The organism is Martelella sp. (assembly GCF_984369615.1).
The window spans coordinates 1-15,010 of sequence record NZ_CFHTCS010000079.1 but is presented as its reverse complement, the minus strand read 5'-3'; the positions used below and the strand labels follow the sequence as shown (position 1 = coordinate 15,010).

The following is a 15,010-nucleotide window of genomic DNA, read 5'->3' as shown; positions in this document are numbered from 1 at the left end:
TACGCATCGTGCTTTCCGAAAATCAGACCCGATTTTCGGGCCGATGCGCTAGCGCACCGGTTGAACAAGAGGAGCATCAGGCGACCAGGCCGGCGGCCTGATGCTTGAAGGCTGGCATGCGTCGCAAGGCAAGCCGTGCCAGGGGGGGGGTGATGGAATATGTCTCGGGAGGAACATGATGCAGCGGCCGGATCAAGCTGATTTCATAGGCGGACTTCTCATGGCGGGCATCGGCGTCTTCGCCGCACTTTACGCCCGCCATTATGATTTCGGGTCTGCCAGACAAATGGGGCCCGGCTATTTTCCGGTGATCGTCGGCTGGCTGATGGCCGCGCTTGGGGCGGCGATCGCGATACAGGCGGTCATCCGCGGCGGCGAGGGGCTGAAGCCTGCCCTGTTCCCGCCTGCGCTGGTCCTCGGCGTCGTGGTGCTGTTCGGCCTGATGCTGGACCGGGCGGGCCTGGTGCTCACATTGCTGCTGTGTCTGTTCCTGCTGACCTTTATGAGCCGGAACCTGACCCTGGCGGCCCGTCTCCTGGCAAGTGTTGCGATCACGCTCTTCAGCATGGCCATTTTCGTCGGAGGGCTCGGCGTCTATCTCCCGCTCTGGCCGGCGATCCTCATCAATGGAGGCTGAGGTGGAACTCTTTTCCAATCTGTCGCTTGGCTTTCATATGGCCTTCAGCCTGACAGGGCTGCTTTACTGCTTTGTCGGCGTCTTCCTCGGAACGCTCATCGGGGTCTTGCCCGGCATCGGCGCCCTGACCACGATCTCGCTTCTGCTGCCGCTGACCTTCTATCTCGAGCCGCTGCACGCCATCGTGATGATCGCCGGCGTTTATAACGGCTCTGCCTATGGCGGTTCGACAGCATCCATTCTTCTCAACCTGCCCGGCACCCCGTCTTCCGTCGTCAGCTGTCTCGACGGTCACCCGATGACAAAGCAGGGGCGGGCCGGCGTCGCCCTGTTCATCACCACGATCGCCTCGTTTTTCGGGGCGATGTCGGGGCTCGTTCTGCTCGCGGCCTTCACGCCGGTGATTTCGTCCTTCGGCCTCATGTTCGGGCCGCAGGAATATTTTGCCGTCATGCTGCTCGGGCTGGTGGCCGCCAGTTCTCTGGCCATCAACGGCGCTTTGAAGGGGCTGTGCATGGTGGCGTTCGGCGTGTTGCTCGGTACGATCGGCACCGATGTGACCTCGGGCGTCATCCGCTACGGCTTTGGCATATCGCTGCTGATGGAAGGCTTTGGCCTTGTCGTGCTGGCGATGGGGGTGTTCGGCCTGGCAGAGATTATCGGCGGGGTTCACGGGCGAGAGGGGCGACGGGAGGTCCAAAGCGTTTCGCTGCGCTCGATGCTGCCCACGAAGCAGGACTGGCGCCGGTCGCTGCCGGCCATGGGGCGCGGCGCGGGCTTGGGCGGCTTTCTCGGCGCCCTGCCGGGCGTCGGATCGACGATCGCCTCCTTCATGGCCTACGCGCTGGAAAAGAAGGTTTCACGCACGCCGGAACGATTCGGTCACGGGGCCATCGAAGGATTGTCAGGACCGGAATCCGCCAACAACGCCGCAGTGCAGACGGCATTCATCCCGACCCTGTCGCTCGGAATTCCCGGAGACCCGGTCATGGCGCTGGTTCTCGGCGCGCTGATCATCAACGGTGTCCAGCCGGGGCCGCTGATGCTCTCCGAACAGCCCGCCCTGTTCTGGGGACTGATCGCCAGCTTTATTACCGGCAACATTCTGCTCGTTATCCTCAACCTGCCGCTCATCGGCATGTGGGTCGCCCTGCTGCGCATTCCCCAAAGCCTTCTGTTCCCGGCGATCGTCGTGTTCATGATCCTCGGCGCCTACAGCGTCAACAGCAATACCGGCGATATTTTTCTCCTGGCCGCTGCCGGCGCCCTGGGCTACGCGCTGTCGCTGCTTCGTTTCGAGCCGGCGCCGATGTTGCTGGGTTTCATTCTCGGTCCGCTGATGGAGGAGGAACTGCGGCGCAGCCTGCTTCTTTCGCGCGGGGACCCGATGACCTTCCTGCACCGCCCGATCAGCGGCGTCGTGCTTCTGATCTGCCTGCTGTTTCTTGCCCTGAATGTCTGGCGCGGCTATTCGCGCCTGCACAGAAAGATCGTGCACAACCGCGGCAAAGGGACGAGCGGGGAGACGGCGGCATGAAGAAGAGGACGCGCGCCGCCGCGTTTTTTTAGGCTGCGATCCGCGATAATGACAAAGTTTCATCGCGGATACTGGAATTCGCTCTCCGGGTTCGGCTAACATACTGCCTGGTAAGTCTTGCTGCAGGGGAGCGCTTGAAAACGTGGCAAAAAGATCGGTTACGCTGGGTGATGTTGCCGCGCTTGCACAGGTGGATGTTTCGACCGTGTCGAGGATCTTGCGCGGCGACGAGAGTCAGCGCGTCCGCGATGATACCAAGAAACGCGTTCTTGATGCCGCCGCCCGGCTCAAATACCGGCCCAACGCGCTTGCGCGCGGACTGAGAACATCGAAGAGCTCGACGATCGGGCTCGTGGTTCCCCAGCTCGAAAATCCGGTGTTCTCTGCGATGATCTATGGCGCGGAAGAGGTCTGTGCGCAGAACGGCTATTCGCTGATTATTTCTCACCGGGAGCTTGGCCGGGCCGGCAAATCCGTATCCCACCTGTCGCAGATGAACAGGGTTGACGGCCTGTTGGTCGCGAGCTTCGAAGACGATACGAAACTGAAGGCCGAGCTTCTTGAAGCGGATGTGCCGGTTGTCCTGATGAACAAGTCGCTTGATGGCGTTTCGCCAAGCGTTATCTTTGACGGCTGCGCTGCCGCAAAGTCCGCCGTCCAGCATCTCATTGCGCTCGGCCACAGGAGAATAGCCCATCTGAGCGGCCGCGCCGGCGGCATGAATGCGCGGCAGCGCATCGAAGGATACAAGGAAGCGCTGACAGAAGCGGGCATCGAGTTCGACCCCGCTCTGGTTTCCGAAGCCGGCTACACCGTGGAAGGCGGGAAGGAGGCGATGCGGCGGCTGCTCGATCAGGATATGACCGCCGTCTTTGCCGCGACGCTGGTTTCGGCCGGCGGCGCCATGAAAGTCCTGCAAGGCGCGGGCAAGCGGATTCCCGAAGACGTGTCCGTCATATCCCTGCATGACGATGTTTTTGCCGAGTTGCTGACCCCGGAACTCACCACGGTGCCGATGCCGACGGTCGAGCTTGGCCGCATTGCCGCGACGCTGCTGATCAGGCGTCTCTCCGGAGACGAACAGGCCGACGTTGCGCCTTTGCCTCCCGGTGACATCAAGCTGAGGAAGTCAACCGGACCGGCATCCGGCGCGCTTTCGTCCGGCAAGATGGCTGGCGCGCGGTCAACGTAAAGGCAGCGCCCAGGTCTTTCTCGCGCAAACAATCTGAAATTGTCGCCGTTGCGGCCGGATGTGATTGACAGCAGTGGAGGGCGTCGCTAGTATCGCACTGAACAAACGATTGTTCGTGAGGATATTAGCCCGTCAGCAAGAAGAAGCTGGTGGCGGAGGGGGATCAATGAGCAGGAATCTAGGCGGGGATGAACGGGATGCGATTGCCTTGGCGATGGCGCGAATCGTCGGGGGGGAGCATGTCTTGACCGACGAGGCGGCCCGTCGGGACTACGCCCATGACCGTCTGCCATATGCCAATTTCTGTGCGCGGGAGGGCCGGCTGGCCGGCGTGCTGCCGCGCCTCGTCGTCAGGCCCGGCACGCGGGCGGAACTGGCGGAGATCGTCAAATTCGCCTTCGAGAACAAGGTGCAGATCATCCCGTTCGGGAACGGTTCCGGCGTGCTTGGGGGAGCCATTCCGATAAGCCGCGAGATGACGATTGATCTACGCCGTCTCGACCGGATTTTGTCTTTCGATGCCGAGGATGCCATGGTCACGGTCGAGGCCGGCATGAACGGTGCGGCGTTTGAGCAGGCGCTCAACGAGAAGGGCTATACCTGCGGCCACTATCCGCAATCCATGGAAATTTCCACCGTCGGGGGCTGGGTCGCATGCCGGGGAGGCGGTCAGGCCTCGAGCCGCTATGGCAAGATCGAGGATATCGTGATCGGCCTGTCCGCCGTCATGCCCGATGGTTCGCCTCTCATGGTGCGTCCGGTGCCGCGGCGCGCGGCCGGTCCCTCCGTCGCGGACATCCTGATCGGCGGGGAGGGCGGGTTTGGAATTATCGACACCGTTACCCTGCGGATCTACAGGAAACCCGAGGTCGAGCGCGGCGTGACCCTTGCTTTTCCGACGCTGGCGGCGGCGCTTGATTGCGCTCGGGAGATCATGCAGGCGGAAATCCGCCCGCAGATCGCCCGGATTTACGACGAGGCGGAGAGCAGCGAGCGGATGGAAGGCCTGTCCGGTTTCGACGATCATCCGATCCTCGCGATCTATGCCTTTTGCGGACAGGCGCCTCTGGCCGGCGCCGAGGAGGAACTGGCATTGGCCATCGCCAGGAGGCATGGTGCGATCATTGCCGACAATGAGCCTTACCGTCATTGGAAGAAGAACCGCTTCTTCGTCTATTCCCAGGTCTGGCAAGCCAAGGGCTATTACAACGACACGATAGAGATCGCCGCCAGATGGTCCGTTCTGCCGTCATTGTACGAGGCGATCAGGGCGAAGGTGAAGGAGATATATCCGTCGACCTATTTCGGCGCCCACTGGTCCCACATCTATCCCGAGGGCGCCTGCCAATACATGACGATGCGCCTGCCGCCAATGCCTTCCGGCGAGGCAATGCGCATTCACGCACGGCTTTGGGATTGCGCCGAAACGCTGGCGCTGGACTATGGCGGAACCATTTCGCACCATCACGGCGTCGGCATCTTCCGCAATGCGTGGCTGGAACGCGAACTCGGCGGAGGCCTGAAGCTGTTACAGTCGCTGAAGGCGGCGATCGACCCCGACAATCTTATGAATCCGGGGAAGGTCGGCATGAAAGCGCCCGACGGCGCCGTGAGTGTGCCCCATGGCTGACCGCTCCCCCGGCGCATCCGCTTTCGGCCTTCTGGGCATCGATCTCGGTGCGGGCTCCCTGAAATCGACCCTGATCGGGCTGGATGGCGCCGTCCTTGCCGAAAGCAGCGCGCCGATCAGAACAATGTCGCCCCGTCCAGGGTGGAGCGAACAGACCCCGGGCGAATGGATGGAGGCTCTCGCCAGAACAACGCGGGAGATCGTGGGCCGGGCCGGAAATGCGGATATCGGCGGCGTCGCGATCACCGCCGGCGCCCACACGCAGGTGCTGGAAGACGCCGGCGGCAAGGTGATACGCCCCGCCATTCTCTGGAATGACCAGCGCGCCGGGGCCGAGACGGAGGAGCTTCGCCGGCAGGCCGGAGCGGATATCCTGCGCATCGCCGGAAACAGCGTGAATCCGACCTGGACATTGCCGCAGATGCTCTGGCTGAAGCGCAACGAGCCGGATGCGTTCACGCGCGTCTCCAGGCTGTACCTTGCGAAGGACTGGCTGAGAAAGAATCTCACGGGCACATGGGAGACGGACCCGATAGACGCCGTGGGCACGATGATGGCATGCGCGGACGGAAAATCCTGGTCCGCCGACCTTTGCGACATGATCGGCTGGCCGCTGCATACCTTGCCCCCGATCCGGCCGACGCTCAGCGTTTGCGGATGCGTGACCGCGCAGGCGGCCTCCCTCACGGGCCTGAAGCCCGGAACCCCCGTTGTTTGCGGGGCCTCCGACACCGCTGCGGAAACCTATGGCGCCGGAATGCTCGAGGAGGGGCTGGGCGTCGTCAAGCTCGCCACCGCCGCGACCGTCAGCCTGCTGTCGCGCCGCCCCCGGCCCGAGGCAACCGTGATCAACTATCCGCATATCGTCCCCGATGCCTATTATACGATCGCCGGCACCAATTCATGCGCCTCGGCCCATGACTGGCTTCGGCGGATTTTGACCGATCAGCGATCGGGGGGCGAGGGGAGTGGCTTCGGCGATCTGGACAGGGAAGCGGCCGGCGTGCCGGCGGGCGCGGAGGGTCTCTTTTTCACCCCTATCTCAACGGCGAGCGCAGCCCGCATTGGGACCCGCTCCTGAGGGCCGACTTTGTCGGCCTCGGCTTCAACCATTCGCGCGGGGCTCTGGTCCGCGCGCTTTACGAGGGCGTCGCCTATTCCCTGCGGGATTGCCTGAACGCCTTTTGCGCGCTCGGCCTGAACATGAAGGCCGCGCGCCTTATCGGCGGGGGCGCGAAAAGCCGGTTGTGGTCGCAAATCGTCGCGGATGTGCTGGACATCAGGATCGAGTTGCCGGGCGATGGCGATGCCTCGTTCGGCGCGGCGCTGGTCGCCGGGATCGGCATCGGCGCCTTCCCGGACCCCTATGCCGCCGCGCAGGTGATCGGCGTCAGGGATACGATCATGCCGGAACCCTCACGGGCAGCCTATTATGCCGAGGGTTTCAGGACCTATTGCGATATCCAGAAGGCGCTCGCCCCCATAAACCACAGACTTGTCGAACTCCGGGGCCTGGCCCCGGGCTGATGCCGGCGTTTTCATTCAACATGACGTCCATACGCCTTCCGGGAGGAGCGATCTCATGGCACTGCGCAAATTCGGGTCTCCGCATCTTTATGTACAGGGGGCAGGCGCCCTTGACGAACTCCCGGCCGTTGTCGAACAAAGCGGCAGGATCCCGCTTCTCGTCGCCGATAGCGTCGTCCTTGGATTGTTCCGGGAACGGATTGCGGCATTGCTGGGGTCCGACGTCAGCTTCGCGGAATTTTCGGGCGAGTGCACCGCGGAGGAGATCGACAAGGTCGCAACGGAAGTCAGGTCGAAAGGCGCCGATGTCGTCATCGGGATGGGCGGCGGGAAGGCAATCGACGTTGCAAAGGGGGCCGGGTCCATATGCGGCCTCCCGGTCGTCATCGTCCCGTCGATCGCGTCCAATGACAGCCCTACATCCCGCCTTTCCGTGCTTTACACTGCGGACCACGTGATCGAATCGGTGCGCATGATGGCGAGGAACCCCGAAGCGGTTATCGTCGACACGCAGATCATCGCCAATGCTCCGGTCCGGTTTTTCGTCGCGGGTCTCGGCGATGCGCTTTCAAAGAAGTTCGAGGTGGAAGAGGCGGTGCGGGCAGGTGCAGCCAATTTCTTCGGAGGCCGGCAGACGCTTCTGGTCCAGAGACTGGCCGACACGTGTTTTGATATCCTGATCGCCCACGGGCACGGCGCAGCGAAAGCCGTGGAGGCAAATACCGTGACCCCGGAACTGGAAGATGTCGTTGAGGCCGTCGTTCTGATGAGCGGGCTGGCCTTCGAGAATGGCGGGCTTTCGATCGCGCATTCGCTGACAAGGGGCCTTTCCGCCATTCCGGCGCTTTCGGGCAGGCTTCACGGCGAACAGGTGGCCTTCGGCCTTCTCGTTCAGCTTGTGTTGCAAGGGGGGCAGGAGGATCTTCTCGCCAGGCTGACGGCGTTTTGCTCCGGCGTCGGACTTCCGACCTCGCTTGCCGCGCTCGGCGCCGCAAGAGAAGATGCCGCCATCATTGCGCAGACGGCTTGCGACAGCGCGCCCTATATCGGCAATTTCCGTTCTGCGGTCACGCCGGCCACGCTGGAACGGGCCATTCTGCGCCTCGCTACGTGACATGCTCGTTTCGGGACTTGGCTGGCCGCTGTTCCTCAGGCTTCCTGCCCGGCTCGCCGGAGCCCCGCGAGAGTGCCGAGGCGGCCGACCGCGCCGCCACCGGGGCGCGACAGGACGCGCCGCTGCCTTTTTTGCATCTCCGACGCGCGGCGTTTAGCCTGTTCGCTGGATTTTCGGGTGTCTGGCGGGGCGGCCGTGCCGCCGAGGTATGGTATGCCCGCGCCGGCGCGTTCGGTCGGGGCTGATCGACCCCGCCAGTTTCGCTTTGTCAGCCTTCCTCAACGCTTTGGTAACCAAAACAGGCGAGAATCCGGACAGTCACCAGTTGTTGAGTACCTGTTTAAGCGAGTAACACATGGTTCCGGTCACTGCCCTTAAGTCGAAGGCGGCGTCGCCAGCGCGCGCGTCATGGATTGACACCGTCATCAAGGGCGATTGCGTTGCCGCGCTCGAAGCGCTGCCGGATCATTCGGTCGACGCGATTTTTGCCGATCCCCCCTATAATCTCCAGCTTGGCGGCGTTCTTCACCGGCCGGACCAGTCGAAGGTCGATGCCGTCGATGATGAATGGGACCGCTTCGCCTCCTTCGAGGCCTATGATGCCTTCACCACGGCCTGGCTGCTCGCCTGCCGCCGCGTGCTGAAACCGAACGGCACGATCTGGGTCATCGGCTCCTATCACAATATTTTCCGCGTCGGCGCGAAGATGCAGGACCTCGGCTTCTGGATCCTCAACGATATCGTCTGGCGCAAGACCAACCCGATGCCGAACTTCAAGGGCAGGCGGTTCCAGAACGCGCATGAGACAATAATCTGGGCAAGTCCGGATGCCGATGCGCGCGGCTATACCTTCAACTATGACGCGATGAAGGCAGCCAATGATGATGTTCAGATGCGCTCCGACTGGCTGTTTCCGATCTGCTCCGGCGGCGAGCGGCTGAAAGGCGAGGACGGCAAGAAGGCGCATCCGACGCAAAAGCCCGAAGCGCTTCTGTCGCGCATCATCCTGTCCTCGACGAAGCCGGGCGATGTCGTGCTGGATCCCTTCCTCGGCTCCGGCACCACGGCGGCGGTTGCCAAGCGCCTCGGTCGCCATTTCGTCGGCGTGGAGCGCGAGCAGGCCTATATCGATGCGGCAACCGCCCGCATCGCCGAAGTCGAGCCGCTCTCCGACGAGATGCTGGCGCCGACGCCGAGCAAGAAATCTCTGCCGCGCGTGGCTTTTCTGTCGCTGATCGAAAGCGGACTTCTTTCGGCCGGCGACCGGCTGACGTCGCCAAAGGGCGACCTCGCGGCGCATGTAAGGGCCGACGGCACGCTTGCGAGCGGCGGAGACAGCGGTTCGATCCATCGGCTCGGCGCCCGAATTCAGGGGGCGGAGGCCTGCAATGGCTGGACCTTCTGGCATTATGAGGAAGACGGAGAGCGTTACCCGATCGACCGGTTGCGCGGTCGCATCCGCGCCGCCATGGCCGGCACCTGATTTCACAAAGCCTGTATTAGGGTTTTATCAACCATATATAGAGATTGTTTACGAATTTCGTTTACAGGTTGATCTGTTCCCTGCAGCGGCGTAGCGGTTGGCGACCTCCGAACGACACGCGGCACATCTCCGGGCCTGGCATCCGCCGGGCCCGGTTGCGTTTCCGGCGGCTTCAGGCGGTAATCCCGAAACCGGCGAGATCGGCCTTCAGCGCATCAGCGCCGGTAAAGCGCACCGCGTTCCACCCGGCGGTCTTCGCGCCTTCCACATTGACGGCCTTGTCATCGATGAACAGCGTCGCCTCGGGCGCAAGGCCGAAGGTCTCGACATGACGATCGAAAATGTCGCGGTCGGGTTTGACCATGCCAACCTCGCCGGAGACGGTGATGCCGCGTCCTTCATCCAGAAACGGATAGCGCGTGCGGCAGATGCGGAACGTATCGGGCGCGAAATTCGTCAGAAGCGTCACGTCATGGCCGGCGGCGATCAGGGACTGGTAGAGCGCGACGGAATCCTCGTAGGCATAGGGGATCATCTCGTCCCAGTGGGCGCGGAAGGCGCGGATATTCTCGGCCTCTTCCGGATGACGGGCAATCGCTTCGGCCTCGGCCTCGGGCCAGGGGCGACCCCTGTCCTGCTCGTGGTTCCAGGCATCGGTGCAGACCTCGGCAAAGAAGCGGGCGCGCTTTTCCGGATCCGGAATGATGCGCGAGAACGGCACGAGCGGGTCGTAATGCACCAGCACATGGCCGATGTCGTAGACGATGTGGCGGATTTCAGTGGTCATGGTCTCTCCCTGCTGGCCTTGAATGCATCGGGTATAGCCTGCGTGATTGCCTTCTTCATTACACTGGGAAGCGCTTCTTCACCAAGGGCTGCGATCGCCGTCCAGCGGCCGTTCGAAACTTCCCGTTCGGCAAGTTCCGCATGAAAGACGGCAAGTCTGAGTTCGAAATGGGTGAAAACATGGACGATCTCGCCCTTCGCGGACCATTTGGCGGCAAAGGGTGCGGCATCGGCTCCGGTCTTGCCGTCAAGCCGGGCCGTCCAGCCGGTCGTCGGCACCTCGGCCATGCCGCCGAGAAGCCCCTTGGTCTCACGCGTTCTCAGCAATATCCGCCGGTCCGGGGTCTCGGCAACGAAGGCGGCTCCCCGGCGCACCGGCTTGGCGGCCTTGGGCATCTTCAGCGGAAAACGCTGCGGGTCGTCACCAGCGAGCGCGGCGCATTCCTCGCGTAGGGGACAGAGCACGCAGGCCGGTCGCTTCGGCGTGCACAGCGTCGCGCCGAGATCCATCATCGCCTGGGCGAAATCGCCGGGGCGTTCTTCCGGCGTCATTTCTTTCGTGCGGACGCGGATTTCCGGTTTGGCCGAGGGCAGGGGCGTCTCGATTGCGAAAAGCCGCGTGACCACCCGTTCCACATTGCCGTCGACCACGGCTTCCGGCCGGTCGAAGGCGATGGCGGCGATCGCCGCCGCCGTGTAGTCGCCGATGCCGGGCAGCGCCTTCAGGCCGTCGAACGTATCGGGGAACCGCCCGCCACGGTCGCTCGCCAGCACTTCGGCGCATTTCTTCAGATTGCGTGCGCGGGCGTAATAGCCGAGCCCCGCCCAGGCGGCCATCACGGCGTCCGTATCGGCTGAGGCAAGGTCGACGACCTTCGGCCAGCGCGAAAGGAACTTGTCGAAATAGGGACGGACGGCCTGCACCGTGGTCTGCTGCAGCATGATCTCGGAAAGCCAGACATGGTATGGATCGGGCGCGACGCCTTCCGCCTTGTCGGCGGGGCTGACGCGCCAGGGCAGGTCCCGGTGGTGGCGGTCATACCAGGCGAGAAGCTTGCGGGCGAAATGATCCATAGGTCCTGACGTCAAGATGCATGCGGGGCTTTCACGGCTTATCGCGGAAGGCCGATGCCGGGCAAGTTCCCGGTGCGGAATCGCCTGCGCTTTTTTGCTTCTCCCTGTTCATTGCGGAGCAAATTCTCTATTGTCCTTCCACCTTCTGCCGCATAAAGCGGCCGGTCCTGCGAAGGCTTGGAAATCATGCGCCCGTCCCGCCCGCGAAACGCCAGCCAGATCGCCGATGTGGCCAACAGCCTCATCGATCCGATCCTTGCGCGCCGCGCCGGCATTTCAACCGCGCTTCTGAGCGCATGGGAGGAAATTGCCGGCGAGGCCTATGCCGATTTCTCGCGGCCGGAAAAGATCACCTGGCCAAGACGCGCCTCCGAAAGCGAGGATGGGGGCTTCAGGCCCGGTTGCCTGACGATTGCCTGCGAGGGCGCACGCGTTCTGTTCCTGACCCATGCGCAGGGCGAACTCGTCCACCGGGTCAACGGCTTTTTCGGCTTTTCGGCGATCGATCGCATCAAGGTGGTGCAGAAGCCCGTGCAGCCGCAGGGCGGACGGCGCAGAAGGCCGCCGGAGCTTTCCCCCGCCGAGGCGTGCGACCTGGAGGCGCGCCTTCAGGGCATCGAGTCGGAAAAGCTGCGCGCGGCGATCATGCGGCTCGGCGCGGGCGTGATGAGCGAGAAACGCAGGAAGGAACAGGCCGGCGGCCGCGGCAAGGGATGAGGCAACACGCGGCGGTCACATCTGTTTGAAGGACGGGCTGGCGGCTTGTACAACCTTGCCCCGGTCGCTAGTGAAGATGAGACGGGAAACCAGATGAGAGTAACCGAAAATGGCTGAATTCGAGATCACAAAGCGGACCCTTTTGCGCGGCGCTGCCGCCGGCGGCGCGGTGGCAGGACTGTCCCTTGCCCCCTCCGCCTTTGCCCAGAGCGGCAACGTGCCCGCAAGCCAGGGCAATGTCGACATGGAAAAGGCGCTGGAACCCGGCCCGCTTCCGGAAATCGCCATGGGCGAGGAAGATGCGCCGGTCAAGATCATCGAATATCTGTCGATGACCTGCCCGCACTGCGCCAATTATCAGGAAAACACCTTCCCGGCGATCAAGGAAAACTATATCGATACCGGCAAGGTCTATTACATCTTCCGCGAATTCCCCTTCGATCCGCGCGCCATGGCCGCTTTCATGCTGGCCCGCTGCGCGCCGAACGGCAAATATGTGCCCTTCATGGATATGATGCTGTCGCAGCTGAGAACCTGGGCCACCGCCGAGGATGGCAGCGCCGCGATGCTGCAGATGGCGAAACTCGCCGGTTTTACACAGGAAAGCTTCCAGGCCTGCTTGACGGACCAGAAGCTGCTCGATGAGATAAATTCGGTTAGAGAACGCGGGGCGGAAGAATTCGGCATCAGCGCGACGCCGACCTTCCTGATCAACGGCAAGAAATATTCGGGGGACATGTCGGTTGACACTATGTCGGCCCTTATCGACAGCATGCTCTGAGTTAACGTTCGCTGATTTTTTGGCGCGCGCCGGCAAAGGTGCGCGCTATTCTGTGTCCGGGTGTCGCCCGCGGGATGCCGGCTGATGAAATTCGAGCGCCTGCGTCTTGTCGGTTTCAAGTCCTTCGTCGAGGCGAGCGATTTCGTCATCGCGCCCGGACTGACGGGCGTCGTCGGACCCAATGGCTGCGGCAAGTCCAACCTTGTCGAAGCCCTGCGCTGGGTGATGGGCGAGAATTCCTACAAGAACATGCGCGCTTCCGGCATGGACGACGTGATCTTTTCCGGCTCCGGCAGCCGTCCCGCCCGCAATTCCGCCGAGGTCGGCCTGCACATCGACAATGCCGACCGCACCGCGCCGGCGGCCTTCAACGACAGCGACGAAATCCAGGTCTCGCGGCGCATCACGCGCGAGCAGGGCTCGCTCTACCGCATCAACGGCAAGGAGGCCCGCGCCAAGGACGTCCAGCTTCTGTTCGCCGATGCCTCCACCGGCGCGCGCTCGCCCTCCATGGTCGGGCAGGGGCGGATCGGCGAGCTGATCCAGGCGAAGCCCCAGGCACGCCGGCAATTGCTGGAAGAGGCGGCAGGCATTTCCGGGCTTTACTCGCGTCGCCACGAGGCGGAATTGCGCCTGCGCGCGGCCGAGAGCAATCTGGAACGCCTCGAGGACGTCACGGCCCAGCTTTCAAGCCAGATCGAAAGCCTGAAGCGGCAAACGCGGCAGGCGACGCGCTACAAATCTCTCTCAGCCGATATCCGCGCCCATGACGCCATCCTTCTGCATCTGCGCTGGGTCGAAGCCAAGAACATGGAAGGCGAGGCGACGAGCGCGCTCAACCAGCTGACCTCCGCCGTTGCCGAGCGCGCCAACCAGCAGATGGAGGCGGCGAAGACCCAGGCCGTGGCCGGCCTGAAGACGCCGGAACTGCGCGACGCCGAGGTCAGGGCGGCGGCGACGCTGCAGCGCCTGCAGATCGCCCGGCGGCAACTCGATGATGATGCCGCGCGGATGATGCGCCGCCGCGACGAGTTGTCTCGCCGCCTGTTGCAGCTTGCCGAGGATATCCGCCGGGAAGACGCGATGATCGAAGACAACAGCGCGATCCTGGAACGGCTCGATGCCGAAGAGGCCGAGCTTTCCGAACTGCTCGATTTCTCCGGAGAGGACGTTGCGGCGGCGCGCGAAACCATGGAGGACGCTGCTGCCAGGCTTTCGGAGAACGAAAGCGTTTTCGCCGCGCTGACGGCGGAACGCGCCGAAGCCGCAGCCACGCGCGCCCAGCTTGAGCGCGCCATAGCCGATCTTGCTTCCCGTCGGGAACGGCTTGAAAGGCAGGTCAGCGAGGCCGACAGCGAGCTTGACGGCATATCCGCCAGGATATCCGCTTTGCCGGATCCGGCGGAAAAGCGCGAGGCCTTGGAAGCCGCCGAGATGAGCGAGGAGGAGGCCCAGGGCGGCGAGGAAACGGCCGAGGAACACCTTGCCGAGGCGCGCCGCAACGAGGCGTTGACCCGCCAACCGGTGGAGCAGGCCAAGGCCCAGCTCTCCGAGATCGAAACAGAGGCGCGCACGATTTCGAAGATGCTGTCAGCCAGTGCGGCCGCCGGCGACTTCACCCCGCTTGCCGATCTTCTCAGCATCGAACAGGGGTTTGAGACGGCGCTTGGCGCGGTGCTCGGCGATGATCTTGAAACGCCGCTGGAGGCCGAGGCCCCGGCTCATTGGCACGGAAATGGCGACGGCGCGGACGACCCGCCGCTGCCGTCCGGCTGCCGGCCGATCAGCGAACTGGTCGAGGCGCCGGATGCGGTGATGCGGCGTCTCAGGCAGGTCGGCCTGGTCGAAGAGGGCGAGGGCGAGGCGATGATGGCGTCGCTTTCGCCGGGGCAGGAACTGGTCACCCGCGCCGGCGCCGTGTTCCGCTGGGACGGTCATGTGAAGGGCGCTGATGCGCCGAGCGCCGCGGCACTGCGCCTTTCCCAGAAGAACCGGCTGGCGACACTTGAAGACGAACGGCGCGAAGCGGAGGTCACGCTGGAAGATGCCGAACAGCGCCAGCAGCAGGCGGGCGAGGCGGTTCGAGACGCCGAGACGGGGCTTGCCGCCGCGCGCGAGAAGGTTCGCATGGCCGGGCGTCTGGTCGCTGACGCCCGCGCTGCCCTTGGCGAGGCCGAGCGGGCGTCGGGCGAACTGGTGCGCCGCCGTGACGTGGTGGCCGAGACCCGCAGCCAGCTTGCCGCCCAGCTTGAGGATGTTGCGGTGCGGGCGGAGGAGGCGGAAACGCAGCTAGCCGAAGCGCCTGACTTTTCCGCGCTCGAGCAACGTCTTGCCGCACAAGGGGTGGAAGTCGCCCGGCTGCGCGGCGAAGCCCTCCTTCGTGAGGAGCCCCTTCTCGAACTGGCGCAGGTACGAGGCGCGCTCTTCGAGCGAAAGCGCGCGCTGCGCCGCCCCTCGCTCGAGACCAACGTCCGCGCGACACGCGGGGCACGTCAAGTTTCCCTGGCGCAGCCACTGCACCAACGCTTGGCA

At 63.7% G+C, this 15,010-nt stretch carries 13 protein-coding genes; 11 read left to right on the top strand and 2 right to left on the bottom strand.

The annotated features are described in order from the left end of the window. The first annotated feature begins 100 nt into the window (after window positions 1–100). The 8 genes from AC5DC2_RS08835 (at window position 101) to AC5DC2_RS08800 (ending at window position 9,120) form a co-directional block, all read left to right on the top strand. Window positions 101–637 (top strand): tripartite tricarboxylate transporter TctB family protein, encoded by a 537-nt coding sequence (locus AC5DC2_RS08835; RefSeq protein WP_491698235.1) that lies wholly within the window; start codon window positions 101–103, stop codon window positions 635–637. 1 nt (window position 638) lies between these two features. Beyond that, the gene (locus tag AC5DC2_RS08830; protein ID WP_491698234.1) at window positions 639–2,174 is read left to right on the top strand and encodes a tripartite tricarboxylate transporter permease; all 1,536 of its coding nucleotides are present in this window, start codon (window positions 639–641) and stop codon (window positions 2,172–2,174) included. A gap of 142 nt (window positions 2,175–2,316) precedes the next feature. Next, on the top strand, window positions 2,317–3,366 hold the full coding sequence (locus AC5DC2_RS08825; RefSeq protein ID WP_491698233.1) for a LacI family DNA-binding transcriptional regulator: 1,050 nt from the start codon (window positions 2,317–2,319) through the stop codon (window positions 3,364–3,366). A 166-nt stretch (window positions 3,367–3,532) separates the two neighbouring features. Continuing rightward, window positions 3,533–4,996, top strand: a complete 1,464-nt coding sequence (locus AC5DC2_RS08820; protein WP_491698232.1) for an FAD-binding oxidoreductase — start codon at window positions 3,533–3,535, stop codon at window positions 4,994–4,996. Beyond that, on the top strand, window positions 4,989–6,077 hold the full coding sequence (locus AC5DC2_RS08815; protein ID WP_491698231.1) for a xylulokinase: 1,089 nt from the start codon (window positions 4,989–4,991) through the stop codon (window positions 6,075–6,077). The genes AC5DC2_RS08820 and AC5DC2_RS08815 overlap by 8 nt, the downstream gene beginning before the upstream one ends. Then, the gene (locus AC5DC2_RS08810; protein WP_491698236.1) at window positions 6,074–6,523 is read left to right on the top strand and encodes an FGGY-family carbohydrate kinase; all 450 of its coding nucleotides are present in this window, start codon (window positions 6,074–6,076) and stop codon (window positions 6,521–6,523) included. Before AC5DC2_RS08815 ends, AC5DC2_RS08810 begins: the two co-directional genes overlap by 4 nt. A 55-nt stretch (window positions 6,524–6,578) precedes the next feature. After that, window positions 6,579–7,637 (top strand): glycerol dehydrogenase, encoded by a 1,059-nt coding sequence (locus AC5DC2_RS08805; RefSeq protein WP_491698230.1) that lies wholly within the window; start codon window positions 6,579–6,581, stop codon window positions 7,635–7,637. Between the two features lie 355 nt (window positions 7,638–7,992). Further along, window positions 7,993–9,120 (top strand): site-specific DNA-methyltransferase, encoded by a 1,128-nt coding sequence (locus AC5DC2_RS08800; protein WP_491698229.1) that lies wholly within the window; start codon window positions 7,993–7,995, stop codon window positions 9,118–9,120. A 172-nt stretch (window positions 9,121–9,292) separates the two neighbouring features. Here the strand turns inward: AC5DC2_RS08800 and AC5DC2_RS08795 are convergent, their stop codons facing one another. Together AC5DC2_RS08795 and mutY are read right to left on the bottom strand one after the other, a co-directional pair. Beyond that, window positions 9,293–9,907: an HAD family hydrolase gene (locus tag AC5DC2_RS08795; protein WP_491698228.1), complete on the bottom strand. Its 615-nt coding sequence runs from the start codon at window positions 9,905–9,907 to the stop codon at window positions 9,293–9,295. Further along, on the bottom strand, window positions 9,904–10,980 hold the full coding sequence (gene mutY, locus AC5DC2_RS08790) for an A/G-specific adenine glycosylase (RefSeq protein ID WP_491698227.1): 1,077 nt from the start codon (window positions 10,978–10,980) through the stop codon (window positions 9,904–9,906). Before mutY ends, AC5DC2_RS08795 begins: the two co-directional genes overlap by 4 nt. A 186-nt stretch (window positions 10,981–11,166) precedes the next feature. Between mutY and AC5DC2_RS08785 the strand changes: the two genes are divergently transcribed. The 3 genes from AC5DC2_RS08785 to AC5DC2_RS08775 all read left to right on the top strand — a co-directional run. Further along, on the top strand, window positions 11,167–11,697 hold the full coding sequence (locus AC5DC2_RS08785) for a DUF721 domain-containing protein (RefSeq protein WP_491698226.1): 531 nt from the start codon (window positions 11,167–11,169) through the stop codon (window positions 11,695–11,697). Window positions 11,698–11,806: 109 nt separating this feature from the next. After that, entirely contained in the window at window positions 11,807–12,478 is a 672-nt protein-coding gene (locus tag AC5DC2_RS08780) for a DsbA family protein (RefSeq protein ID WP_491698225.1), read from the top strand. 84 nt (window positions 12,479–12,562) lie between these two features. After that, a partial coding sequence (locus AC5DC2_RS08775; protein WP_491698224.1) for a chromosome segregation SMC family protein occupies window positions 12,563–15,010 on the top strand: 2,448 nt, incomplete at its 3' end.

Excerpts from the sequence above, each read along its gene's own strand:
- AC5DC2_RS08835 (WP_491698235.1), top strand. The coding sequence starts at position 101 with ATGCTTGAAGGCTGGCATGCGTCGCAAGGCAAGCCGTGCCAGGGGGGG.
- AC5DC2_RS08820 (WP_491698232.1), top strand. The coding sequence starts at position 3,533 with ATGAGCAGGAATCTAGGCGGGGATGAACGGGATGCGATTGCCTTGGCG.
- AC5DC2_RS08815 (WP_491698231.1), top strand. The coding sequence starts at position 4,989 with ATGGCTGACCGCTCCCCCGGCGCATCCGCTTTCGGCCTTCTGGGCATC.
- AC5DC2_RS08805 (WP_491698230.1), top strand. The coding sequence starts at position 6,579 with ATGGCACTGCGCAAATTCGGGTCTCCGCATCTTTATGTACAGGGGGCA.
- AC5DC2_RS08800 (WP_491698229.1), top strand. The coding sequence starts at position 7,993 with ATGGTTCCGGTCACTGCCCTTAAGTCGAAGGCGGCGTCGCCAGCGCGC.
- AC5DC2_RS08795 (WP_491698228.1), bottom strand. The coding sequence starts at position 9,907 with ATGACCACTGAAATCCGCCACATCGTCTACGACATCGGCCATGTGCTG.
- mutY (WP_491698227.1), bottom strand. The coding sequence starts at position 10,980 with ATGGATCATTTCGCCCGCAAGCTTCTCGCCTGGTATGACCGCCACCAC.
- AC5DC2_RS08785 (WP_491698226.1), top strand. The coding sequence starts at position 11,167 with ATGCGCCCGTCCCGCCCGCGAAACGCCAGCCAGATCGCCGATGTGGCC.
- AC5DC2_RS08780 (WP_491698225.1), top strand. The coding sequence starts at position 11,807 with ATGGCTGAATTCGAGATCACAAAGCGGACCCTTTTGCGCGGCGCTGCC.